Source organism: Yersinia bercovieri ATCC 43970, from assembly GCF_013282745.1.
GTDB lineage: Bacteria > Pseudomonadota > Gammaproteobacteria > Enterobacterales > Enterobacteriaceae > Yersinia > Yersinia bercovieri.
In genome coordinates this window covers 3,703,195-3,725,926 of record NZ_CP054044.1, presented here as the reverse complement: position 1 = coordinate 3,725,926, position 22,732 = coordinate 3,703,195, and the positions used below count along the sequence as shown (strand labels likewise).

Genomic DNA, 22,732 nt, shown 5'->3' with positions numbered 1-22,732 from the left:
GGCATACCTGAAAAGGGTTCATCAGAAAACAGCCGCACGGAGAGTGTATAACGCGTGCGGCATCGGCTGAGTAAAAGGATATTGTATGCGTACTGAGTATTGCGGGCAGTTGAATCTGTCCCATGTGGGCCAGGAAGTGACACTTTGTGGTTGGGTTAATCGTCGCCGTGACCTAGGTGGCCTGATTTTTATTGATATGCGAGATCGCGAAGGCATCGTTCAGGTATTCTTCGATCCGGACCATAAAGCGGCTTATGAGCAAGCATCAGAGCTGCGTAACGAATTTTGCATCCAGATCACCGGTACCGTGCGGGCGCGTCCTGATAGCCAAATCAATAAAGATATGTCTACCGGTGAAGTGGAGATCTTTGCTAACGCGCTGAATATCATCAACCGTTCTGAGCCGTTGCCACTGGACTCTAATCAGATCAACAGCGAAGAGCAGCGCCTGAAGTACCGCTATCTGGATTTACGTCGCCCGGAAATGGCTGATCGCCTGAAAACCCGCGCCAAAATCACCAGCTTTGTTCGCCGCTTTATGGACAGCCACGGTTTTCTCGATATTGAAACCCCGATGCTGACCAAAGCGACACCAGAAGGTGCCCGTGACTATCTGGTGCCAAGTCGCGTCCATAAAGGCAAATTCTATGCTTTGCCACAATCACCACAGCTGTTTAAGCAGTTGCTGATGATGTCTGGTTTTGACCGCTACTATCAAATCGTAAAATGCTTCCGTGACGAAGATTTGCGTGCTGACCGTCAGCCTGAATTTACCCAGATCGATGTTGAAACCTCTTTCATGACCGCCGATCAAGTGCGTGAAGTGATGGAAAAACTGGTGCGTGAACTGTGGCAGGAGACCAAAGGCGTTGATCTGGGTGATTTCCCGGTCATGACCTTTGCCGAAGCCATGCGCCGTTACGGTTCTGATAAGCCGGATCTGCGTAACCCACTGGAATTAGTGGATGTTGCGGATCTGGTTAAAGAGGTGGAATTTAAAGTCTTCTCTGGCCCGGCGAATGATACTAAAGGCCGCGTTGCAGCACTGCGTGTTCCTGGCGGCGCACAGGTGACTCGTAAGCAAATTGACGAGTATGGCCAGTTTGTTGGCATCTACGGCGCTAAAGGTTTGGCATGGTTGAAAGTTAACGATCGCGCAGCCGGGATGGAGGGGGTGCAAAGCCCGATTGCCAAGTTCCTCAGCGCTGAGGTTCTGGAGGCGATTCTGACTCGCACTCAGGCAGAAAGCGGCGATATCCTGTTCTTCGGCGCGGATAGCAACAAGATAGTCACTGATGCCATGGGCGCATTGCGTCTGAAAGTGGGCCGTGATCTGCAACTGACCCAGTTGGGCACATGGGCACCACTGTGGGTTGTTGACTTCCCGATGTTTGAAGATGACAGCGAAGGCGGCCTGACGGCGATGCACCATCCGTTTACCGCGCCAAAAGAGATGAGCCCGCAACAGTTGGCGGCAGCACCGACCACCGCAATCGCCAATGCGTACGATATGGTCATCAACGGCTATGAAGTGGGCGGGGGTTCTGTGCGTATTCACCGCACTGAAATGCAGCAACAGGTGTTTGGTATTTTGGGCATCAATGAACATGAGCAGCGTGAGAAGTTTGGCTTCCTGCTGGATGCACTGAAATATGGCACACCACCCCATGCGGGTCTGGCCTTTGGTCTGGATCGCTTAGTGATGCTGCTGACTGGTACTGACAACATCCGTGATGTGATAGCCTTCCCGAAAACTACGGCGGCGGCTTGTCTGATGACTGACGCGCCAAGCTTTGCCAATCCTGCTTCACTGCAAGAGCTGTCTATCAGCGTCGTGGCGAAGAAAGGTGCAGCGGAAGAAGAGAATCAGTAATGAATTATAAACGCCCCGAATCGATTCTGGCGGTTATCTACGCCAGATCCAGCGGTCGGGTGCTGATGTTGCAACGGCGAGATGATCCTGATTTCTGGCAGTCAGTGACTGGCAGTCTGGAGGAGGGGGAGACCCCGTTGCAAACTGCGCAGCGCGAAGTAAAGGAAGAGGTCGGCATTGATATACTGGGTGAAAATCTGGAGCTGTTCGACTGCCAGCGCTGTGTGGAATTTGAACTCTTTGCGCATTTGCGCCGTCGCTATGCACCGGGTGTGACACGGAATAAAGAGCATTGGTTCTGTCTGGCGCTACCCGAAGAGCGAGATGTGGTGATCACCGAACATCTCGCTTACCAGTGGCTCAATGCGGCGGATGCCGCTGCATTGACCAAATCCTGGAGCAACCAGCAAGCGATTGAAGAGTACGTCTTTTAGGCTATTTTGGAGATACTTATGGCAGGTCATAGTAAATGGGCCAACACAAAACACCGCAAAGCGGCGCAGGATGCCAAACGCGGTAAGATTTTTACTAAAATTATCCGCGAGCTGGTGACTGCCGCCCGTCTGGGTGGCGGTGATCCCGGTGCGAACCCACGGTTACGTGCGGCTATCGATAAAGCGCTGTCGAATAACATGACACGCGACACCCTGAACCGTGCAATTGCCCGTGGTGTTGGTGGTGATGAAGATAACAACATGGAAACAATCATTTACGAAGGCTATGGCCCAGGCGGCACTGCCGTGATGGTTGAGTGTCTGAGTGATAACCGTAACCGTACCGTATCTGAAGTCCGCCATGCATTCACCAAAACCGGTGGCAATCTGGGGACTGATGGCTCTGTTTCTTACCTGTTCACCAAAAAAGGCGTCATCTCTTACGCGCCAGGTTTGGAAGAAGATGCCGTGATGGATGCGGCGTTGGAAGCGGGTGCAGATGATATCGTGGTCTATGACGATGGTGCCATTGACGTGTTCACGCCTTGGGAGTCTCTGGGGGCGGTAAAAGATGCTTTAGATGCCACAGGGCTAGTGGCAGAAGGCGCGGAAGTCGCTTTGATCCCATCAACCAAAGCGGATCTGGATGCCGAAACAGCACCAAAACTGCTGCGTTTGATCGACATGCTGGAAGATTCTGATGATGTGCAAGAGGTTTACCATAATGGTGAAATCTCTGATGAAGTTGCAGCAACACTGTAAAGCTGTGCTATCTCATGCTACACATTAGCGATATCTGTCATCATCGCTGGTCACTGTTAGTGGCCAGCGTTTTTGTGCACAGAAAACCCCCAGCTAGGCTGGGGGTTCCGTAAAGCTTTCAGCTTTGAGTCAGTTATAAAAACCCCTTTTGATTTGTTAAAACAGTTTGCGGTCTGGCAACTGCAAACGTTCAACAAGAAATCAAAAGGGGGTCCCTATGAGGGACGAAAAGAGCTTAGCGCACACGCGATGGAACTGTAAATATCACATAGTATTTGCGCCGAAGTACCGAAGACAGGTGTTCTACGGGGAAAAGCGCAAAGCGATTGGCAGTATTTTAAGAAAGCTGTGCGAATGGAAGAACGTGAATATTCTGGAAGCGGAATGTTGTGTGGATCACATCCATATGCTTCTGGAAATCCCACCCAAGATGAGTGTGTCGGGCTTTATGGGATACCTAAAGGGAAAGAGTAGCCTGATGCTTTATGAGCAGTTTGGCGATTTGAAGTTCAAATATCGTAACCGGGAGTTTTGGTGTCGAGGGTATTACGTTGATACGGTGGGTAAAAATACAGCCAGGATACAAGAATACATAAAACACCAACTGGAAGAGGATAAAATGGGTGAGCAGTTGTCGATCCCCTATCCGGGTAGCCCGTTTACGGGCCGTAAGTAACGAATTGTGATGCAAATGTCAGATCGCGATGCGCCTGTTAGGGCGCGGCAGGTAAGAGAGCCTTATAGGCGCATATGAAAAACCTCCGGCTATGCCGGAGGATATTTATTTGCAGTGCCGCAGAGGCCCGATTAATGTGGTGCTTTTATCCCTCGGTATCACTAAAGTCATATCGTTGAGCCGCAACTGGGCGAACAAGGTAAATAAATTGGTATGGCGATCGTATTAGGTATCGATCCCGGTTCTCGGGTCACCGGCTATGGCGTCATCCGCCAGGAGGGTCGCCAACTCACTTATCTGGGTAGCGGCTGTATCCGTACTGTGGTTGACGATATGCCAACGCGGCTGAAGCTGATTTATGCTGGCGTGACTGAAATCATCACTCAGTTCCAACCCGATTTTTTTGCTATTGAACAAGTGTTTATGGCGAAAAATCCAGATTCGGCTTTAAAACTGGGGCAAGCGCGTGGGGCGGCGATTGTTGCTGCGGTAAACCTGAATTTGCCGGTTTCTGAATATGCCGCTCGTCAGGTGAAGCAAACCGTCGTAGGAACGGGAGCTGCTGAAAAAAGCCAGGTTCAGCACATGGTGCGTTCACTGTTGAAGCTACCTGCGAATCCTCAGGCCGATGCGGCCGATGCCTTGGCTATTGCCATCACTCACTGTCATCTCAGCCAAAATACCCTTCGATTGGGTAATAATCAGATGACATTGGCGCGCGGCAGGATCCGTTGACCCAGGTTTTAATGCGAGCCGGTTAACTGTTATTACGGGCTGGATATCCATCCAGCCTTTTTTATGCTATAAACAGCCAATTATGTTTCTACCCAAAGTAATTTGAATTGCCGCTAGCATCTATGCAGCTTCAAGTGCAAAGGGGATTATGGGTAAGGAGAGATTCACGTGATAGGCCGCCTCAGAGGTATCATTTTGGAAAAACAGCCACCACTGGTGCTGTTGGAAGCAAACGGTGTTGGCTATGAAGTCCAACTGCCAATGACCTGTTTTTATGAGCTGCCTGAACTGGGGCAGGAAGCCATTATCTTTACCCAATTTATCGTGCGTGAAGATGCCCAACTGCTGTACGGCTTCAATGATAAGCAGGAGCGGGCACTGTTTCGCGAATTGATCAAAGTGAACGGCGTCGGGCCAAAATTGGCGTTAGCCATTCTCTCCGGTATGTCAGCGCAGCAGTTTGTGGCAGCGGTTGAGCGCGAAGATATTACGACACTGGTAAAACTACCGGGTGTTGGTAAGAAGACGGCTGAACGTTTGGTGGTCGAAATGAAAGACCGCTTCAAGGGGCTGAATGGCGACCTGTTCAACAATACCGGCGACATCACCTTACCGGCCTCCTCTTCATCACAACTCTCTGATGCGGATATTGAAGCTGAAGCCGCTTCAGCCTTGGTGGCGTTAGGCTATAAGCCGCAGGAAGCCAGCCGTTTGGTGAGCAAAATCGCTAAACCGGGGGCGGATTGTGAAACCTTGATCCGTGATGCTCTGCGTGCCGCGTTATAAATAGGGGAAGATGATGATTGAAGCCGACCGCCTGATCTCAGCGGGCGTTATCAGTGATGAAGAGAGCATTGATCGGGCCATCCGCCCGAAACTGTTGGCTGAATATGTCGGGCAGCCCCATGTCCGTGAGCAAATGGAAATCTTTATTCAAGCGGCCAGACAGCGCGGTGATGCACTCGACCACGTGCTGATCTTCGGCCCGCCAGGCTTGGGTAAAACCACATTGGCGAATATTGTCGCCAATGAGATGGGGGTGAATCTGCGCACCACTTCCGGCCCCGTGCTGGAAAAAGCGGGTGATTTAGCCGCGATGTTGACCAATCTTGAGCCGCACGATGTGCTGTTTATTGATGAAATACACCGCCTGTCACCGGTCGTCGAAGAGATTCTGTATCCAGCCATGGAAGATTACCAGTTGGATATCATGATTGGCGAAGGCCCAGCAGCCCGCTCAATCAAACTTGATTTACCGCCCTTTACCTTGATCGGCGCCACGACCCGTGCTGGCTCATTGACCTCGCCGTTACGTGATCGCTTTGGTATTGTGCAGCGCCTTGAGTTTTACCAGGTCGCTGATTTAGAACACATTGTTTCGCGCAGCGCCAGATGTATGGGGCTGGAGTTAACCGCTGAAGGGGCGCACCAGTTGGCGCGTCGTTCAAGAGGCACGCCACGAATCACCAACCGGCTATTACGCCGCGTGCGGGATTTTGCTGAGGTGCGAGCTGATGGTGCCATTGATGGTGATGTGGCGATGAAAGCACTGGATATGCTGAATGTCGATGCTGAAGGGTTCGACTTTATGGACCGTAAACTCTTGCTGGCTGTGATTGATAAGTTTATGGGCGGCCCGGTAGGGCTGGATAACCTGGCGGCAGCTATTGGCGAAGAGCGGGAAACCATTGAGGATGTACTGGAACCTTATCTCATCCAGCAAGGCTTTATTCAGCGCACTCCCCGTGGGCGTATTGCCACTAATCATGCCTACAAACATTTTGGTATCACCCGCGAAGAGTAAGCTACAGCTAGGGGGTGCGTAGTTAACCGCCTTAAAGCGGGTAGTACGGCGATAAAAATGGGGCTTATTAAGATAAGCCCTCAGACTGCTGACAAACCCCGATGGTGCGATCTGGAACGGAGAGGACGGGTAGAAGAGTAAAGCGTCCGCGCCAGGGATGGCGCGGCTCGAGCCTCCAGGGAGGGATTTACGGCGTCTTTACGATCTAGCTGTTCTCTCCGCAACCGGCACTTTGTTAATAACCTCAGGACTTATCAAGCTAAGCCCTACTCAATCAAAACCACTATCCGCGCGCTTTTTGTGACAAGCTCAGTACAAACATCACCGCGGCACAAAGCACCACTGAAGGCCCGGCGGGTGTGTCATATAAAGCCGAGAAGGTTAAGCCGCCAGTCACGGCAATCACACCAATACCGACGGCAATTCCCGCCATCTGCTCAGGTGTGCGGGCAAAACGACGAGCGGCAGCAGCTGGGATTATCAGCAGTGAGGTGATAATCAGAGCGCCGACAAACTTCATCGATAACCCTATCGTCAGTGCGGTGACCAGCATCAGCAACATCCGAACCCGCTCCAGATTAACCCCATCCACATGAGCCAATTCTGGGCTGACGGTCATTGATAGCAAAGCGCGCCACTGCCAACACAACACCCCCAAGACCACCATCACCCCAGCAGCAATCAACCAGATATCACTCAATGTGACTGACAGCAGATCGCCAAACAGATAGGCCATCAAATCGACTCGCACATTATGCATCAGGCTAACCACCACCAGACCCAGAGATAATGCGCTGTGAGCCATGATCCCCAGTAGGGTGTCGACCGCGAGCTGTGGACGACGCTCCAACCACACCAAAATCAGTGCTAGCACCATGGTCATAACAATGACGGCATAAAAAGGATTTACATTGAGCAGCAAACCGAATGCCACACCCAGTAGCGAGGCGTGGGCCAGGGTATCACCAAAATAGGACATCCGCCGCCAGACGACAAAAGAGCCCAATGGGCCAGCGGCTGTCGCCAGCAAAATGCCAGCTAACCAGCCCGGCAGCAATAGTTCAATCATGCGTCACGACTCCCGCTGTTTTTCAAAATAATCTTTCCGTGCAGATCGTGGCGATGGTTATGGTGATGGCGATAAACGGCTAACTGTTCGGCACCGCGATTGCCAAACATGGCGATAAATTCAGGATGTGTTGAAACCACTTCCGGCGCACCAGAGCAGCAAATATGTTGGTTTAGGCACAAAACTTCATCGGTTTTAGCCATCACTAAATGCAAGTCATGGGAGACCATCAGCACGGCGCAGCCCAACTCCTTGCGTAATTGCTCGATCAAGTCATACAGTGCCAGTTGCCCATTAACATCAACACCTTGCGTTGGTTCATCCAGCACTAATAGCTGTGGGCGGTTCAGCAATGCGCGTGCCAGCAGCACCCGCTGGTTTTCACCGCCGGACAGTTTTTGCATCGGCTGATCCAACAAATGCGCGGCATGTACCCGCTTAAGTGCTGGCAAGATATCGGCCTTTTTGACACCGGGTTTCAGCCGCATAAAACGGCTGACCGTGAGAGGCAATGTGGCATCCAGATGGAGCTTTTGCGGAACATAACCAATGCGTAGCCCCGGCTGGCGAATCAGCGTGCCGCTGGTGGGGGCAACCAATCCCAGCACCACGCGAACCAGTGTCGATTTACCTGCGCCATTTGGCCCGAGCAGAGTCAGAATCCTTCCCGGACGCAGAGAAAGGGAGATATCATTCAGTACCCGCCGAGAACCAAAAGTGACGGATATCTTATTTAGAGTTACCAATGTGGACATTATGATTACGTTTGCAGAACCGAATGGATGTTATAATATTACGCTTTACTCAACAAAACGTCGAGAATTCGTATTATGTTACATAAAAATAAGTGGCTAAAACGGGCAATGCTAGCCAGCGCAATTGTCATTGCCAACCCATTTAATATTGCCTCAGCTGCGGTCGTTACTTCAGTACGACCATTAGGTTTTATTGCCTCTGCCATTGCTGATGGCGTGTTACCGACTGAGGTTTTATTGCCCGATGGTGCCTCGCCGCACGATTATGCGCTTCGTCCATCAGATGTCCAGCGGTTACGCAGTGCTGAGCTGGTTATTTGGGTCGGCCCGGAAATGGAAGCATTTTTATCCAAACCTCTTTCACAAGTTGCTGATAAAACACAAATTGCATTGGCTCAGCTCCCATCCATTATGCCTTTATTAATGAAAGGTGATGAAGATGAGGAGCATGAAGGGGAAGCCGCAGGGCATGACCATGATCATGCTAAAGATAATAGTGCTGATGAGCATCACCACGGCGAATACAATATGCATATTTGGTTGTCGCCTACCATAGCAAAACAATCTGCAATCGCGATTCACGACAGATTATTGGAACTTATGCCGCAAAATAAGGACAAATTAGATGCAAACCTGCGCCGATTCGAGGATCAACTAGCGCAAAATGAAAAAAATATTGCTACTATGCTAAAGCCTGCCCAAGGTAAGGGATACTTCGTTTTTCATGATGCCTATGGCTACTTTGAAAAACACTTTGGCTTGAGCCCATTAGGGCATTTTACAGTCAATCCCGAAATACAGCCTGGTGCGCAGCGTTTACATCAAATTCGAACACAGTTGGTTGAGCACAAAGCGGTATGCGTTTTTGCTGAGCCACAATTCAGGCCGGCCGTCATTAATGCCGTTGCCAAAGGAACAGGCGTCCGTTCAGGTACGTTGGATCCCTTGGGCAGCGGCATAGTATTAGGCAAGGACAGCTATGTGGACTTTCTGTCTCAGTTGTCGAACCAATACGTGAGCTGCCTGAAGCAAGATTAAAAGGATACTCATAAGTGCAGCAGATAGTCCGAACTATCACTCTGGCGTATAACAATCTCCCTCGGCCCCATCGAATTATGTTGGGGTCGTTGACTGTAATGACACTGGCTGTAGCTGTTTGGCGGCCTTTTGTTTATCACCCTGAGCATGAGCCGATCGCCAAGAGCGTGGTATTAGATACCAGTCAAACCCGCATTTTATTACCTGAAGCCAGTGAACCCATTGATCAGCCCACACCTGATGATGAAATTCCGCAAGACGAATTAGATGCCAAAGATGCCAGCGAAACCGGCGTCCATGAGTATGTTGTCTCTACGGGGGATACCCTGAGCAGCATTCTTACCCAGTATGGTATCGATATTTCGGATGTCTCCCTGCTCGCCACCTCAAACCGCGACCTTCGTAATTTGAAAATTGGGCAGCAAATCTCCTGGACCGTCAATGATGCAGGTGATTTGCAACGTCTGACGTGGGAAATGTCTCGCCGTGAAACGCGCACTTATGATCGTGTCGGCAATACATTCAAAGAGACGAAAGAGCTACAAAAGGGCGAGTGGAGCAACAAAGTTCTGGCTGGCAGCCTTGATGGCAGCTTTGTGACCAGTGCCAAGAAGGCGGGCTTAACCAGCTCTGAAATTCGTGCGGTAACCAAAGCACTGCAGTGGCAGTTAGATTTCGCCAAACTGCGCAAAGGTGATCAGTTCTCGGTTTTGATGTCACGTGAAATTCTTGATGGCCGCAGTGAGCAGAGCCAGTTGGTCGGGGTTCGTATGCGCTCCGGCGGTAAGGATTACTACGCTATTCGTGCCGATGACGGTAAGTTCTACGATCGTCAGGGTTCTGGTTTGGCCCGTGGTTTTATGCGTTTCCCAACCATGAAACAGTTCCGAATCTCCTCTAACTTCAATCCTCGCCGCATTAACCCGGTAACTGGGCGTGTTGCGCCACACAAAGGTGTGGATTTCGCGATGCCAGTAGGAACGCCCGTTCTTGCTGTTGGTGATGGTGAAGTGGTGATTGCAAAACGCAGTGGAGCGGCGGGCAACTATGTGGCTATTCGCCATGGTCGCCAGTACACCACCCGTTATATGCATTTGAAGAAATTGCTGGTTAAGCCGGGTCAGAAAGTTAAACGTGGCGATCGCATTGCGTTGTCAGGTAACACTGGCCGTTCTACTGGCCCGCATCTGCACTATGAATTCTGGATGAACCAGCAAGCCGTTAACCCATTAACCGCCAAATTGCCGCGTTCGGAAGGCTTAAGTGGTAAAGATCGCAGTGAATATCTGGCTATCGCCAAGCAGGTTATTCCACAACTGCAATTAGATTAACCGTTATCCGGTAGCCACGTTCTACCGGAGAGTTTTATACCTGGAGTTATGGGGGGGTGTTGGTCGTCGCCTCGTCGTGGCGAGATCCATGGATGGGTCGAGTAACGAGCGTCACTAATCCCCTGTAACTTCAAGGATCAAGGGTATGTTATTATTAGCCCACTGCCAACTCCAAGAGTTCCTCCATGCATAAAGAGAAAAACGACGCCGCTGGCTTTATTCCGGTATTTAAAAAATCTTTCCTACACCCACGATTTTGGGGTGTTTGGTTGGGCGCCGGAGCAATGGCGGCGATGGCTTATGTCCCGCCTAAATTCCGTGATCCATTGCTGGCGGGTATTGGCCGTCTTGCAGGGAAGTTCGCTAAGAGCGGCCGTCGCCGTGCCCGCATAAATCTTCTTTATTGCATGCCGGAACTGCCAGAAGCTGAACGCGAACATATCATTGATCAGATGTTTGCCACTGCGGCACAGCCGCTGATGATGATGGCTGAACTCTGTTTTCGCGATCCGAAAAAAGTACTGTCTCGCGTTCATTGGCACGGATTGGATATCTTGGACGAGCTGCAACGGCAGGAGCGTAACGTTATTCTGTTAGTGCCTCATGCCTGGTCAATTGATATTCCGGCCATGCTGTTAGCCGAGCAGGGTAAACCGGTTGCCGGTATGTTCCATCATCAGCGTAATCCGCTGGTGGACTATTTATGGAACAGTGCGCGTTTGCGGTTTGGTGGGCGTATTCATGCGCGTGAGAGTGGTATCAAGCCCTTTATCAGCTCAGTACGTCAGGGATTCTGGGGCTACTATCTGCCCGATGAGGACTACGGCCCTGAGCAAAGCGAATTTGTCGATTTCTTCGCCACCTATAAAGCAACATTGCCAGCGGTTGGGCGGTTGATGAAAGTCTGCCGTGCGGCGATTGTGCCGATGTTCCCAGTCTATAATTATCGTGAACATCGCCTTGATATTTATATTCGTCCACCGATGGATGATTTGGCGGATGCTGATGATACCTATATCGCCCGTCGGATGAATGAAGAGGTGGAGCTGTTGGTTAAACCTAATCCCGAGCAGTACACCTGGATTCTTAAGCTACTGAAAACCCGCAAAGAAGGCGAGATCGAGCCCTATGTGCGCAAGGATCTTTAACGCCAATTTCTTTGGGTACAACCATTAAGATTGAACATAAAAAGCCCGCTATTGATTAGCGGGCTTTTTGCTAATTAAGGCTTAAAATTGATTATTCAACGCGAATGATACGGCTGGTATTGGTGGTGCCAATCGTCCCCATCACATCACCTTGGGTCACGATCACCAGATCGCCAGAAACCAGGAAGCCTTTATCTTTCAATCGATTAACCGCCTCAGTGGCGGCAAGAATACCATCAGTGTGGGTATCGCAATAGACCGGGGTGACGCCACGGTAGATAGCCGTCAGATTCAAAGTATGGTCGTGACGTGACATCGCAAAGATGGGTAAACCGGAGCTGATACGGGACATCATCAGCGCAGTGCGACCTGATTCGGTCATGGCGATAATCGCCGTAATCCCTTTCAGATGGTTTGCCGCATACATGGTCGACATCGCAATAGCTTCTTCGACATTGTCGAATTGCACATCAAGGCGGTGCTTAGAGACATTAATGCTGGGGATTTTTTCTGCGCCCAGACAGACTCGCGCCATTGCAGCCACTGTCTCTGCCGGATACTGACCGGCTGCGGTTTCTGCCGACAACATCACGGCATCGGTGCCATCCAGTACCGCGTTTGCCACGTCCATGACTTCTGCACGAGTTGGCATTGGGTTAGTAATCATCGACTCCATCATCTGAGTCGCGGTGATCACCGCACGGTTAAGCTGGCGAGCGCGGCGAATCAGTTTTTTCTGGATACCGACTAATTCAGGGTCACCAATTTCCACCCCCAAGTCACCACGAGCAACCATCACCACATCAGAAGCGAGGATGATGTCATCCATGGCCTCATCGGTTGCCACCGCTTCAGCGCGCTCAACTTTGGCCACGATTTGCGCATTGCAACCCGCATCACGGGCCAGACGACGCGCATAGTGTAAATCTTCGCCAGTACGCGGGAAGGAGACTGCCAGGAAATCTACGCCAATTTTAGCGGCGGTAACAATATCGGCTTTATCTTTTTCAGTCAGCGCTTCTGCTGACAGGCCGCCACCGAGTTTGTTAATGCCTTTATTATTAGAGAGCGGGCCGCCGACGGTGACTTCGGTGAAGACCTTCATGCCTTGAACTTCAATCACTTTCAACTGTACCCGGCCATCATCCAGCAGCAGAATATCACCAGGGACGACATCCGCGGGTAGGCCCTTATAATCGATACCGACTTTATCTTTATCGCCTTCGCCTTTAGCCATGTTGGCATCAAGCAGGAATTTATCGTGCACATTAAGGAAAACTTTGCCTTCCCTAAAAGTAGATACCCGGATTTTAGGACCTTGTAAATCGCCAAGAATAGCAACATGACGCCCAAGTCGAGCGGCGATTTCACGGACTTTATTTGCCCGCAACTCATGATCTTCAGCGCTACCATGGGAAAAATTCAGGCGGACTACGTTAGCACCAGCAGCAATAATCTTTTCCAGATTATTGTCGCGGTCAGTAGCCGGCCCCAGTGTAGTAACAATTTTGGTCCTTCTGAGCCGTCTGGACATCTCTTACTCCGTTGACTGATGAAGCATGGTGTTGTTAAAACAGCGGATAATAATCCGAGTAAAATGTAACTAAGCTACAAATTTTACGACGAAACTTTTTCATGTTTTACGACAAAATCATGTCATGCATGTTATCCGCTTGCGGATGTAAAAACGATCGATACACAAAATGATCGACTTACAAAGCGAGCTCTTTCTCAACATATCGGCTCTGGTGACATTTACCTGAGCCAAAGTAACGTTTATTTTTCAATAATACGTCAAATTGTGACGACGGAAGATGCGCTAACACAATTTTCAGGCCAGGCCAAACAAGGCGACTTCCGCGTCTGACATCTCTTTCGCATTTATATCTCTATTCACCGCTGTTGACGCGCGGTAAATCTTTATCAAAACGAGACTCTTTCAATGCATCTTTAACCCGTTTCAGGTTATCCCTGAACTTTGCCCCGCGGCGTAGGGTAAAACCCGTCGCCAGGACATCAATTAATGTCAGTTGAGCAATGCGGGACACCATCGGCATGTACATATCGGTGTCTTCCGGCACATCTAACAGCAGTGGTAATGTCGCTTCATTTGCCAGTGGTGTATCGCGCGAGGTAATAGCAATCACGGTGGCATCGTTTTCACGAGCTAAGTGAGCTAACTCAACCAGGCTTTTTGTGCGACCGGTATGGGATATTAATACCACCACATCACCTTCACTGGAATTCATGCAACTCATACGTTGCATCACGATATCATCAAAATAAATTACCGGAATGTTGAAGCGGAAAAATTTATTCATTGCATCATGGGCCACAGCAGCAGATGCACCCAGGCCAAAGAACGAAATCTTCTTGGCCTGGGTCAATAGATCCACGGCCCGATTGATAGCGGCAATGTCTAAATTGTTTTTCACCATATCCAGACTGGCCATGGTCGATTCGAAAATTTTACCGGTGTAAGCGGCTACACTATCATCTTCTTCAACATTTCGGTTCACATAAGGTGTGCCATTAGCCAGACTTTGTGCCAAATGAAGTTTAAAATCAGGGAAACCTTTGGTATCCAGCCGACGGCAAAAACGGTTTACCGTGGGTTCGCTGACGTTCGCCATTTTGGCGAGGGTGGCGATACTTGAATGGATAGCTGTTTGCGGGGAGGCAAGGATCACCTCGGCGACTTTCCTTTCAGATTTGCTCAGGAGGTCCAGATTATTTTGGATATTTTCCAGCGTATTCATATAACGAGAGTCACCCATGGGTTTTACCGATTTCATTTAAAGGAGAAATCTATGTCGGTTTAATGAAAATATACTACGAGCTGGGACCCGTTGGCAGTGGCATCTGGTGGGAAGTGTGGCTTTTTCACCAGAATATGACCTGTGTCTAATTTTCATAATGGTAAATGGTTGTCAAAAACGTCATAAAATTACATTTTTAAGTTGCGCAGCCTGATTTGACGCGGCCTGCCGCCTGAATGGATGTTTTTTAACCTTTTTTGATTCACTTTTATCTGGGTTTACTGGCTATAGCCAAAGAGAGTACATTAGGAATGTAAGAAAATTACAAATATCCTGCAACGAGGAGAATAACATGGCGGTAACTAATACAGGCCAAGCAGCCCAGGCGTGTGATCTGGTGATTTTCGGCGCTAAGGGAGACTTGGCTCGCCGGAAACTGCTGCCTTCCCTTTACCAATTAGAGAAAGCGGGTCACATCCACCCAGATACTCGGATCATCGGCGTAGGCCGTGCCGATTGGGATAAAGACGCGTACACAGCCGTGGTAAAGGAAGCCCTCGATACCTTTATGAAAGAGGCATTGGACGATGAATTGTGGCAAAAGCTCAGTTCACGTCTCGATTTCTGTAACTTAGATGTCAATGACAGCAAGCATTTCACCAAATTGGGCAAAATGCTGGATCAAAAAAATCGCATAACCATTAACTACTTTGCGATGCCGCCGAGCACTTTTGGTGCGGTTTGCAAAGGGTTAGGTGAGGCGGGGCTGAATAAAGAGCCAAGCCGAGTGGTGATGGAGAAACCTTTGGGGACGGATTTGGCCTCTTCTCGGGTGATAAACGATCAGGTTGCTGAATATTTTAACGAGTGCCAGGTCTATCGCATCGACCACTATTTGGGCAAAGAGACAGTGCTAAATCTGTTAGCACTGCGGTTTGCTAACTCGCTGTTTGCTTCCAACTGGGATAATCGCACCATTGATCACGTGCAGATCACGGTGGCAGAAGAGGTGGGTATTGAAGGGCGCTGGGGCTATTTTGATCAGGCCGGTCAGATGCGCGACATGATCCAGAACCACTTGCTGCAAATCCTGACCATGATTGCCATGTCACCGCCGGCGGATCTGAGCACTGACCGTATCCGTGATGAGAAAGTGAAAGTGCTGCGATCGCTACGCCGTATCGATCACACCAATGTGCGGGAAACAACCGTGCGTGGCCAGTACACGGCTGGGTTTGTGCAGGGTAATAAAGTGCCTGGCTATCTCGAAGAGGAGGGGGCGAATAAGAGCAGTAATACTGAGACCTTCGTCTCTATTCGTGTCGATATTGATGACTGGCGTTGGGCCGGTGTGCCGTTCTATTTGAGAACCGGTAAGCGCCTGCCAAGCAAGTGTTCAGAGGTGGTGGTTTACTTCAAAAACCCTGCGCTGAATCTGTTCCGCGAGTCCTATCAGCAATTGCCACAGAACAAGCTGACCATTCGTTTGCAACCGGATGAAGGCATCGAAATTGAAGTGCTGAACAAAGTGCCGGGTCTGGAGCATAAGCACCGTCTGCAAACCACCAAACTTGACCTCAGTTTCTCTAAGACGTTTAACGAACAGCACCTCGCTGACGCCTACGAGCGACTGTTACTGGAGACCATGCGTGGGATTCAGGCGCTGTTTGTTCGCCGTGATGAGGTTGAGGAAGCTTGGAAGTGGGTGGATTCAATCATGGATGCATGGGCGGCGGATAACGAAGCACCTAAACCTTACCAGTCCGGGACATGGGGGCCGGTAGCATCTGTTGCCATGATCACCCGTGATGGCCGTTCATGGAACGAGTTCGAATAAGTTGATGACTCAACACATCAGCAGATGAGATTTTGCTGGTGTGCCACCGTCAGGGATGCAGGCGGGCAGCTAGGGGCAGGAGGCCCGCGCAATAATAAAGAGCCGTTAGCTGGCTCGCATTCTGATTCTTTATGGCAGGCGGAGAGCATCTGTAGGAGCTCTGCCTGCCATATTTCAACTGACACCTTCGGGTGAGTACATGCCAATCGGCATAAGTGGAGATAACAACTGATGAAAAGCTGGAAAACGAGCGCAGAACAGATCATGACCGCAGGCCCCGTTGTCCCGGTGATTGTGATTACCCAGCTCGAGCAAGCAGTACCCTTGGCAAAAGCCTTGGTGGCAGGCGGCGTTCGGGTACTGGAAGTGACGTTGCGCACCCCTTGTGCTGTTGAGGCGATCCGCGCCATTGCCAAAGAAGTGCCTGAGGCGATTGTGGGTGCCGGCACCGTGCTTAATCCGCAGCAATTGGCTGACGTAGTGGAGGCGGGTGCACAGTTTGCTATCAGCCCTGGGCTGACGGATGAACTACTTAAAGCGGCAACGAAAGGCTCTATCCCACTGATTCCTGGGATCAGCACTGTTTCAGAGCTGATGTTGGGCATGAGCTATGGCCTGCGTGAGTTTAAATTCTTCCCAGCTGAAGCCAACGGCGGTGTTAAAGCACTGCAAGCCATCGGCGGCCCATTCTCACAAGTGCGTTTCTGCCCAACGGGTGGGATTACACCTAATAACTACCGCGATTATCTGGCGCTGAAGAGCGTGCTGTGTATTGGCGGTTCATGGTTGGTTCCGGTGGATGCGCTGGAAAAAGGTGACTATGCGCGCATTACAGAATTAGCGAAACAAGCTGTTGCGGGTGCGACTGCATAAGTTGTTCTAACTCCCTGAACTGACGGGAGAATCCCAGCATTCGTGCTAAAAACAAAACCCCTGTCATGCAGGGGTTTTGTTTTTTTGAAATCACTAACTTATTATTTTTAAATCTCTTTTTTTAAACTATTTGCTAAATTGATGGTTTGCTTTATAAAATTGGCTGTGGTAAAACTGCACTAGTTAATTATTCCAATTTGATGAGGATTTTAGGCGTATCGCACTAGGTTTGGCTAACAAGTAGGTGGCTAAGGCAGGTGTGGCTAAAAAAAATAGATATATTATGATGAAAATTAATGGAATTACTTTCAAACCTTCTACCTGTCAACTCTTCCTGTCTGCCATTCTGGCCAGTGAGCATCACTGGTGCAGCGAGCTGTAGCGTCTCTCCTCTTCCGTTTTAAGTCAATTTTCGAAAAAAATTATACGCCAAGTGAGTTTCTATTTCTTACGGCCTGCGCACACCTATGCCTTGTAAATAGGGTGCCAAGTGAGGATAACCGTAATAAATAGACCTTAGCGTGCGTTGATGCGTGTTAGGAGAAGAAAGATGATTTATTGGATATTTTTGGGGTTAGCTATTGTTGCTGAGATCATTGGCACTTTATCAATGAAGTACGCCAGTGTCAGCGGTGAGATGACCGGGCATATCGTGATGTATTTTATGATAACCGGCTCCTATATTTTGCTGGCTCTGGCGGTTAAAAAAGTGGCGCTGGGGGTGGCGTATGCCTTGTGGGAAGGGATTGGCATTCTGATTATCACTATTTTTAGTGTGTTGTGGTTTGATGAAAGTCTATCCGTGCTGAAAATAGCGGGCTTAGCAACCTTGGTGGCAGGGATTATGTTAGTGAAATCAGGAACCCGTAAACCGAAGAAGCCGGGTAACCAGAGCAGGAATGCAGGTGAGCACCATGCAACAGCTTGAGTTTTATCATATTGCCTTTCTGATTCTGGCGGTCATTTTGGAGATCATCGCCAATATCTTGCTGAAGATGTCAGATGGTTTTCGCCGTGTATGGTTGGGCATCTTATCATTGCTGTCGGTGTTAGGGGCATTTAGCGCCTTGGCGCAGGCGGTTAAAGGCATAGAATTATCAGTGGCTTATGCTTTGTGGGGCGGCTTTGGTATTGCGGCAACTGTGGCGGCCGGCTGGATTTTATTTAACCAGCGCCTGAACTATAAGGGATGGATTGGTCTTATTTTGCTGCTGGCTGGGATGGTGATGATTAAGTTGTCCTAATATACCCGTCGTACTTGAAGTTGCAGGGGTGTTCGCTGCGCGCACGAACCCGAATCACTTACTTGTGTAAGCTCATCGGGATTCGCTTGCTGGCTGCCTACCTGCAACGCCAATTACTTTGGGTATAATCTGTATTGATACCTGCTCGTAACGCGCAGTAAACTAGATTGCCGCAATAATTTTGATCTCAACTTTATACTTCGGATTCATCAACTTGGATTCGACAGTACAGCGCACAGGCGCATGGCCGTCGACCACCCAGGCATCCCACGCCGCATTCATCGCCGCGAAATCAGCTTTATCAGCCAAAAAGATGGTGGCATCCAGAATACGGCTTTTATCTGAACCGAGCTGATTCAGCATGATATCAATCGCCGCCAGCGTGTTAGCGGTCTGCGCGGTGGCGTCGGCATCCAGATTTTCCGGCACACTGGTGTAGTAAATGGTGTCGTTGTGAATCACCGCATCGGACCAACGTTTTGCTGGATTAATTCGCTCAATACTCATTTTCACTCCCTTATGTGAATCTTAATGTCAGTTATTGGCATAAGGGTAGCATAGCTAATGGTGAGAATGTGTAGTCGCGGGGCGATAGGCTTGGCATAATCACCGCTGATTTCGCCCGGAAGAGACAGTGTGATAGACGATTTTGCAACAGATAGCGCACTGGCGCAGGCCATTACAGGTTTTAATCCCCGAGAGTCCCAGCGCCAGATGGCTGCGGCCATCAGTGAATCCATTGATGGCAAACAGCAATTGGTGGTTGAGGCGGGCACGGGTACTGGCAAAACATTTGCCTATTTGGCACCGGCACTGCGGGCTGATTGCAAAGTGATCATCTCCACCGGCTCCAAAGCGTTACAAGACCAGCTCTATTCCCGCGATCTGCCCACCGTGGCAACCGCCTTGAAATATAAAGGGAAATTGGCCTTGCTTAAAGGGCGTTCCAACTACCTCTGTCTGGAGCGCCTTGAGCAGCAATCATTGGCGGGGGGCGAGTTGGCGGGTGAAACACTGGTCGATCTGGTTCGCCTGCGCGGCTGGTCAGCGGAGACGATTGATGGCGATATCAGCACTTGTGGTCAGGTCGCTGAGGACAGTTTTGTCTGGCCGCTGGTGACCAGTACCAATGATAACTGTCTGGGCAGTGATTGCCCGTTGTACCAAGAGTGTTTTGTGGTGAAAGCTCGCCGCAAGGCGATGGATGCGGATGTGGTGGTGGTTAACCATCATCTGTTTCTGGCTGATATGGTGGTCAAAGAGAGCGGTTTTGCTGAATTGATCCCCACCGCCGATGTCATGATCTTCGATGAAGCCCATCAGATTCCAGATATTGCCAGCCAATATTTCGGCCAGCAGCTCACCAGCAGACAGCTGATGGATCTGGCGAAAGATATCATTATTGCTTATCGCACCGAAGTGCGGGACTCGGCGCAATTGCAGAAAAGTGCTGATCGCCTATCGCAAAGCACGCAAGATTTCCGCCTGGTTCTGGGTGATCCGGGTTATCGCGGCAATTTACGTGACGTGATGGAGCAGCCTGCGATTCAGCGGGCGCTGTTGTTACTCGATGATGCGCTAGAGCTATGTTATGACGTGATGAAACTGTCGCTAGGGCGCTCAGCCATGTTAGATGCCGCCTTTGAGCGCGCTACTGTCTATCGTAACCGCCTAAAGCGCTTAAAAGAGGTCACCACACCCGGTTACAGCTACTGGTATGAGTGCAATTCCCGCCACTTTATTTTGGCGCTGACACCACTTTCGGTCTCCGATCGCTTCCGTGAGTTGATTGAAGAGAAGCCGGGAACTTGGATTTTCACCTCCGCCACGCTATCGGTTAACGACCAATTATCCCATTTTACTGCTCGGCTAGGGCTGACCAACGCCAGAACCTTGCTGTTGCCCAGCCCGTTTGATTATGCTAATCAAGCTTTGCTCTGTGTGCCGCGTAATCTGCCCTCTGCCAATGAGCCGGGGGCGGCCCGCAAACTGGCGGTGATGCTAAAACCCTTAATTGATGCCAATAAAGGGCGCTGTTTCTTCCTCTGCACCTCGCACCAGATGATGCGCGGATTGGCGGAGGAGTTTCGCGCCAGCATGACATTGCCGGTTTTGGTGCAAGGTGAAACCAGCAAAGGGCAGCTACTGGCGCAGTTTGTGGCGGCGGGTAATGCGCTGCTTGTCGCGACCAGCAGTTTTTGGGAAGGGGTGGATGTTCGCGGCGATGCATTATCTTGCGTTATCATCGACAAACTGCCATTCACCTCACCGGATGATCCGTTACTGAAAGCACGGATTGAGGATTGCCGTCTGCGTGGGGGGACCCCTTCAATGATGTGCAATTGCCCGATGCTGTTATCACGTTGAAGCAGGGCGTGGGGCGATTGATTCGTGACATTGATGATCGCGGTGTGCTGGTTATCTGTGATAATCGGTTGGTGATGCGCCCTTATGGCGCTATGTTCCTTAATAGCCTGCCACCAGCCCCCCGCACCCGCTCATTGGCGAAAGCTATCGCTTTTCTCAAGCAACGCGATTAAAAGAAAAACGAGCAGGGGTGTGCTATCATGCGCGCCCTGTATTGAATTGATACTCTTTTCCTGCCGAGGTTGGCATGTCCACGCGAATTTTAGCGATCGATACCGCAACAGAAGCTTGTTCTGTCGCACTCTGGAATAACGGCGAAGTCCAGGCACTGTTTGAGCTTTGCCCACGGGAACACACCCAACGTATTTTACCGCTGGTGCAGCAAGTGTTGGCTGAATCGGGCTTATCACTAGGGCAGCTTGATGCATTGGCCTTTGGCCGAGGCCCCGGTAGTTTTACGGGGGTGCGTATTGGTATCGGTATTGCTCAAGGGCTGGCACTGGGTGCTGACTTGCCGATGATTGGTGTCTCCACACTACAAACCATGGCCCAGGGCGCATTTCGTCTGACGGCGGCGTCGCGAGTATTGGCCGCGATAGATGCCCGCATGGGCGAAGTCTATTGGGGTGAGTTTGAGCGAAATGCCGCCGGGGATTGGCTGGGTGAAGCGACTGAAGCGGTGATGACACCGGATCAAACGTTGGCACGCTCTCAAATGCTGAGTGGTCGTTGGGCCACGGTCGGCACTGGCTGGCAAACTTATCCTGAACTGATTAGCGGCAGCAATGTGCAACTTACTGACGGCCAAATGCTGTTGCCGCAAGCCGAAGATATGCTGCCTTTGGCGCTCTCATTGTGGGCGAACGGGCAAGCTGTCAGTGTGGAAAATGCCGAGCCGGTCTATCTGCGCAACGAAGTTACCTGGAAGAAACTGCCGGGCCGTTAGAAAAAGTACCCAATAGATTTCACAATACAGAAAGGCGGCAATCCCGATGAGCTTACATCAGTCAGAAATTTAGGGAAGTTAGCGCCGCTAACGCCGCTGTAATGTGAAAGATGGAGGGTATAGAAACTTGTTATTCAAATTAGAGTCTAAAATATTAGGACAACTAATGATAATAAGGAGTAACAGACTATGACGATTAAAACGTCAGTAGCTCAATCGACAAAACATAAAAACCGTAAATGGATGTTGGGTTGGCTGGGTTTGGGTGTGTTGTTACTTTCTGGTTGCGTGACGATCCCACCGGCGATTCAGGGCACGACAGCAACGCCGCAGCAAAATCTCAATTTGGTCAGAACCGCACCGCAGGCATTTATCGGTCAGGAGGCGCGTTTCGGCGGTACAGTGGTTAGTGTGGTCAATGAACCACATCGCACCCGGCTTGAGATTGCCACTGTTCCATTGGATTCCGGTGCCAGACCTATATTAGGTGAACCCTCACAGGGGCGGATTATTGCCTATGTGAATGGTTTCCTTGAGCCAGCGGATTTCCGTGGGCATCTTGTCACCGTCGTCGGGCCTATCACCGGAGTTGAAGCCGGTAAAATTGGTATGACGCCATATAATTTCGTGGTGATGAATGCCACGGGCTATAAGCGCTGGCATCTTGAACAGCAAGTGATGTTGCCACCAACGATGGGGCCATGGGGCTATCGGCACCCTGAAATGTGGGGGCCGGGATGGGGTTGGTATGGCCCAGGGCCAGTGCCGGTACAAACGATCGTCACTGAGTAAGCTGTTGCAGTATTATAAGTAGGCACATCATGAGAGAAGGCGCTAAATTTAGCGCCTTTTTTATGTCTGTTTTACCGCGATTAATCTATAAAAGATTATATAATCAAATGGTTACCATATTTAACACTATCATAAAATGATAACATTCTGATTTTGTTGTGTTTTTTCGGGCGGCATTGGCCGCCTTGACTATTTATGGGATCTCGATATCAGAAAATAGTGATGTATCTCCCAACCTTAAAATTGTTTAAAAGCAAACTGGTACGCTGAGTTAAAATATTGTTAAAGT

21 protein-coding genes and 1 pseudogene are annotated in these 22,732 nt (G+C 50.1%); 17 read left to right on the top strand and 5 right to left on the bottom strand.

Annotation, left to right across the window (positions count from 1 at the left end):
• Positions 1-85: 85 nt before the first annotated feature.
• From aspS to ruvB, 7 genes are all read left to right on the top strand, one after another.
• A complete protein-coding gene (gene aspS / locus HRK25_RS16915) occupies positions 86-1,873 on the top strand; it encodes an aspartate--tRNA ligase (protein ID WP_005272087.1) in 1,788 nt (595 codons plus the stop codon).
• Positions 1,873-2,307, top strand: coding sequence for a dihydroneopterin triphosphate diphosphatase (gene nudB / locus HRK25_RS16910; RefSeq protein WP_032896889.1), 435 nt, complete (start codon positions 1,873-1,875; stop codon positions 2,305-2,307). The genes aspS and nudB overlap by 1 nt, the downstream gene beginning before the upstream one ends.
• Positions 2,308-2,325: 18 nt before the next feature.
• Positions 2,326-3,069 carry a YebC/PmpR family DNA-binding transcriptional regulator gene (locus tag HRK25_RS16905; RefSeq protein WP_005272090.1) on the top strand — a complete coding sequence of 248 codons (744 nt, stop codon included), beginning with the start codon at positions 2,326-2,328 and terminating at the stop codon, positions 3,067-3,069.
• 217 nt (positions 3,070-3,286) lie between these two features.
• Complete coding sequence (gene tnpA / locus HRK25_RS16900; RefSeq protein WP_032899290.1) at positions 3,287-3,745, top strand: IS200/IS605-like element IS1541B family transposase; 459 nt, start codon at positions 3,287-3,289, stop codon at positions 3,743-3,745.
• A gap of 213 nt (positions 3,746-3,958) precedes the next feature.
• Complete coding sequence (gene ruvC, locus HRK25_RS16895; protein ID WP_005279945.1) at positions 3,959-4,480, top strand: crossover junction endodeoxyribonuclease RuvC; 522 nt, start codon at positions 3,959-3,961, stop codon at positions 4,478-4,480.
• 168 nt (positions 4,481-4,648) lie between these two features.
• The gene (gene ruvA / locus HRK25_RS16890; protein WP_032899199.1) at positions 4,649-5,266 is read left to right on the top strand and encodes a Holliday junction branch migration protein RuvA; all 618 of its coding nucleotides are present in this window, start codon (positions 4,649-4,651) and stop codon (positions 5,264-5,266) included.
• Between the two features lie 13 nt (positions 5,267-5,279).
• The gene (gene ruvB, locus HRK25_RS16885; protein ID WP_032899200.1) at positions 5,280-6,284 is read left to right on the top strand and encodes a Holliday junction branch migration DNA helicase RuvB; all 1,005 of its coding nucleotides are present in this window, start codon (positions 5,280-5,282) and stop codon (positions 6,282-6,284) included.
• Positions 6,285-6,567: 283 nt separating this feature from the next.
• Here the strand turns inward: ruvB and znuB are convergent, their stop codons facing one another.
• Complete coding sequence (znuB, locus tag HRK25_RS16880; RefSeq protein ID WP_032896133.1) at positions 6,568-7,353, bottom strand: zinc ABC transporter permease subunit ZnuB; 786 nt, start codon at positions 7,351-7,353, stop codon at positions 6,568-6,570.
• Positions 7,350-8,108, bottom strand: coding sequence for a zinc ABC transporter ATP-binding protein ZnuC (znuC, locus tag HRK25_RS16875; protein WP_005270181.1), 759 nt, complete (start codon positions 8,106-8,108; stop codon positions 7,350-7,352). Before znuC ends, znuB begins: the two co-directional genes overlap by 4 nt.
• A gap of 75 nt (positions 8,109-8,183) precedes the next feature.
• Between znuC and znuA the strand changes: the two genes are divergently transcribed.
• The 3 genes from znuA (at position 8,184) to lpxM (ending at position 11,625) form a co-directional block, all read left to right on the top strand.
• Positions 8,184-9,146, top strand: coding sequence for a zinc ABC transporter substrate-binding protein ZnuA (znuA, locus tag HRK25_RS16870; protein ID WP_005270183.1), 963 nt, complete (start codon positions 8,184-8,186; stop codon positions 9,144-9,146).
• Positions 9,147-9,160: 14 nt separating this feature from the next.
• Positions 9,161-10,477, top strand: coding sequence for a murein DD-endopeptidase MepM (gene mepM / locus HRK25_RS16865; protein ID WP_032896137.1), 1,317 nt, complete (start codon positions 9,161-9,163; stop codon positions 10,475-10,477).
• A gap of 185 nt (positions 10,478-10,662) precedes the next feature.
• A complete protein-coding gene (lpxM, locus tag HRK25_RS16860; protein WP_005270187.1) occupies positions 10,663-11,625 on the top strand; it encodes a lauroyl-Kdo(2)-lipid IV(A) myristoyltransferase in 963 nt (320 codons plus the stop codon).
• Positions 11,626-11,716: 91 nt separating this feature from the next.
• Here lpxM and pyk read toward each other — a convergent pair whose 3' ends face one another.
• Both pyk and HRK25_RS16850 read right to left on the bottom strand, forming a co-directional pair.
• Entirely contained in the window at positions 11,717-13,159 is a 1,443-nt protein-coding gene (pyk, locus tag HRK25_RS16855) for a pyruvate kinase (protein WP_005270189.1), read from the bottom strand.
• A 355-nt stretch (positions 13,160-13,514) separates the two neighbouring features.
• Positions 13,515-14,384, bottom strand: a complete 870-nt coding sequence (locus HRK25_RS16850; RefSeq protein WP_032896265.1) for a MurR/RpiR family transcriptional regulator — start codon at positions 14,382-14,384, stop codon at positions 13,515-13,517.
• A gap of 352 nt (positions 14,385-14,736) precedes the next feature.
• Here HRK25_RS16850 and zwf point away from each other — a divergent pair, with 352 nt between their 5' ends.
• From zwf to mdtI, 4 genes are all read left to right on the top strand, one after another.
• Positions 14,737-16,221, top strand: coding sequence for a glucose-6-phosphate dehydrogenase (gene zwf, locus HRK25_RS16845; protein WP_005270195.1), 1,485 nt, complete (start codon positions 14,737-14,739; stop codon positions 16,219-16,221).
• Between the two features lie 231 nt (positions 16,222-16,452).
• Positions 16,453-17,094 carry a bifunctional 4-hydroxy-2-oxoglutarate aldolase/2-dehydro-3-deoxy-phosphogluconate aldolase gene (locus tag HRK25_RS16840; RefSeq protein WP_005270196.1) on the top strand — a complete coding sequence of 214 codons (642 nt, stop codon included), beginning with the start codon at positions 16,453-16,455 and terminating at the stop codon, positions 17,092-17,094.
• Positions 17,095-17,644: 550 nt separating this feature from the next.
• Positions 17,645-18,022, top strand: a complete 378-nt coding sequence (mdtJ, locus tag HRK25_RS16835) for a multidrug/spermidine efflux SMR transporter subunit MdtJ (protein ID WP_005270198.1) — start codon at positions 17,645-17,647, stop codon at positions 18,020-18,022.
• Positions 18,009-18,338 carry a multidrug/spermidine efflux SMR transporter subunit MdtI gene (gene mdtI, locus HRK25_RS16830; protein WP_005163022.1) on the top strand — a complete coding sequence of 110 codons (330 nt, stop codon included), beginning with the start codon at positions 18,009-18,011 and terminating at the stop codon, positions 18,336-18,338. The genes mdtJ and mdtI overlap by 14 nt, the downstream gene beginning before the upstream one ends.
• A gap of 162 nt (positions 18,339-18,500) precedes the next feature.
• Here mdtI and HRK25_RS16825 read toward each other — a convergent pair whose 3' ends face one another.
• On the bottom strand, positions 18,501-18,845 hold the full coding sequence (locus HRK25_RS16825) for a RidA family protein (protein WP_032896141.1): 345 nt from the start codon (positions 18,843-18,845) through the stop codon (positions 18,501-18,503).
• 129 nt (positions 18,846-18,974) lie between these two features.
• On the opposite strand from HRK25_RS16825, the pseudogene HRK25_RS16820 reads away from it, so the two are divergent.
• The 3 genes and pseudogenes from HRK25_RS16820 to HRK25_RS16810 all read left to right on the top strand — a co-directional run bounded on the left by HRK25_RS16820 (position 18,975) and on the right by HRK25_RS16810 (position 22,443).
• Positions 18,975-20,878: pseudogene (locus tag HRK25_RS16820) on the top strand (ATP-dependent DNA helicase).
• A gap of 74 nt (positions 20,879-20,952) precedes the next feature.
• Entirely contained in the window at positions 20,953-21,651 is a 699-nt protein-coding gene (gene tsaB, locus HRK25_RS16815; RefSeq protein WP_005270209.1) for a tRNA (adenosine(37)-N6)-threonylcarbamoyltransferase complex dimerization subunit type 1 TsaB, read from the top strand.
• 189 nt (positions 21,652-21,840) lie between these two features.
• Positions 21,841-22,443 carry a Slp family lipoprotein gene (locus HRK25_RS16810; RefSeq protein ID WP_005270219.1) on the top strand — a complete coding sequence of 201 codons (603 nt, stop codon included), beginning with the start codon at positions 21,841-21,843 and terminating at the stop codon, positions 22,441-22,443.
• Positions 22,444-22,732 lie beyond the last annotated feature (289 nt).